We start from the raw sequence: 1,923 nt of genomic DNA on the forward strand, positions 1-1,923 counted from the left end.
CGTCGGTGAGCAGCGCACCACCGCCCGAGGTGGTCATGATCTTGTTGCCGTTGAACGACACGATCGCGCAGTCGCCCGCGGAGCCGGCCGGCCGCCCGTCGCGGGTGGCTCCGAGGGATTCGGCCGCATCGACCACGAGCGGGACGTCGTGGGCGGCCGCGACCTTGGCGATGGCTGCGTGGTCGGCGATCTTGCCGAGCAGGTCGACCGGCACGATGGCACTGACGTCGGCACCTCGGGCGAGTTGGTCGGTGACCGCATGCTCGAGGAGCGCCGGGTCGACGTTGCCCGACTCGTCGGAGTCGACGAAGGCGGGCGTGGCGCCGCAGTAGGTGATGGCGTTGGTCGTCGCCGCGAAGGTCAACGAGGACGTCACGACGACCGAGCCGGGCAGCACTCCCATGGCGAGCAGCGCCAGGTGCAGTGCGCCGGTGCCCGACGACAGGGCGACGCCGTGCCCGCGATCGGCGTACGCCGCAAGGTCGGCCTCGAAACCGTCGACCTCCGGGCCCAGGGGGGCGACCCAGCCGGAGCGGATCGCGCGGACGAGGGCGTCCTCCTCGGCCTGCCCGACGTCTGGCGAGGACATGTAGATGCGCTCAGCCACGCGCGCTCCGCAGTCCGGGGAGGGCCTCGGGATCGACGGACGGCACCGCGACGGATCGCACCATCGGGTGCTTGGTCGGCGCCGGCTCCTCATCGTCGGAGAAGAGCGCCTCGTGCAGCTTCTCGCCGTCGCGGAGGCCGGTGAAGGTGATCTCGATCCGCTTGCCCGAGGTGGCGATCATCCGGCGCGCGACGTCGAGGATCTTGACCGGCGTCCCCATCTCGAGCACGAGGACCTCGCCGGGCAGACCGATCGCGCCGGCCTGCACGACGAGCTCGCAGGCCTCGGGGATGGTCATGAAGTAACGGGTGACGTCCGGGTGGGTCACCGTGATCGGTCCACCCTGCTCGATCTGGGTGTTGAACGTGTGCAGCATCGAGCCGCGGGAGCCGAGGACGTTGCCGAAGCGGACGCTGATGTAGCGGCGGCCGGTGGACTCGGCGTACCACGCCGTCACCTGCTCGGCGAGCCGCTTGGTGAAGCCGAGCACGCTGGTCGCGTCGGCCGCCTTGTCGGTGGAGATGTTCACGAGGTGCTCGACCCCGTGCTGGTGCGCGGCCTCGAGGACGTTGCGGGTGCCCTCGACGTTGGTCTTCCACCCCTCGTCGGGGAAGCGCTCGAGCAGCGGGAGGTGCTTGAGCGCGGCGGCGTGGAAGACGATCTCGGGCCGGTGGTGCGCGAAGACCGCGTCCAGCGCCTCGTAGTCGCGGATGTCGTTGAGGACGGTGTCCTCGCCGTCGAGCAGGCCGTGTCCGTGGATCGAGAGCTGGACGGAGTGGAGCGCCGACTCGTCGCGATCGAGGAGCACCAGGGTGCTGGGCCCGAAGCGGTGCACCTGCCGCGCGAGCTCGGACCCGATCGAGCCTCCGGCGCCGGTGATCAGGACACGGCGTCCGGAGAGGTAGTCGGCGATGTCACCGAGGTCGGTGTCGATCGGGTGCCGGCCCAACACGTCGGTGATGTCGACCTGGCGGATGCTGCCGAGCTCGACCCGGCCGCCGATCATCTCCGAGATGGGCGGCAACGTCAGGAACTCCAGGCCGGCGTGGTCGACCTGGTCCTGCAGCTTGCCGACGAAGCCACCGGAGGCGGAGGTGATCGCGAGGATGACCGTCTCGGCGTCGAGCTCGTCGGCGGCAGTGATGAGGGCGTCGCGGTCGCCGACCACCGGGATCCCGTGCAGGCGAAGGTGCCGCTTGGCCGGGTTGTCGTCGATGAGTCCGACGACCTGGTAGTCAGGGTTGCGTTCGGCACGGAGCAGGCTGACTAGCTGGTAGCCCGCGTCGCCTGCGCCGTACACGAGGGCGCGCTTGACC

2 protein-coding genes are annotated in these 1,923 nt (G+C 70.3%); both read right to left on the minus strand.

The window, feature by feature from the left end:
• On the minus strand, positions 1-607 hold a 607-nt coding region (locus tag RMO85_RS10510; RefSeq protein WP_310528677.1), incomplete at its 3' end, for an aminotransferase class I/II-fold pyridoxal phosphate-dependent enzyme.
• The coding region (locus tag RMO85_RS10515) for a nucleoside-diphosphate sugar epimerase/dehydratase (RefSeq protein WP_310528678.1) at positions 600-1,923 on the minus strand (1,324 nt) is incomplete at its 5' end. The genes RMO85_RS10515 and RMO85_RS10510, both read right to left, overlap by 8 nt.

The sequence above is a fragment of the Nocardioides sp. genome (assembly GCF_031422975.1).
In the GTDB taxonomy this organism is placed as follows: domain Bacteria; phylum Actinomycetota; class Actinomycetes; order Propionibacteriales; family Nocardioidaceae; genus Nocardioides.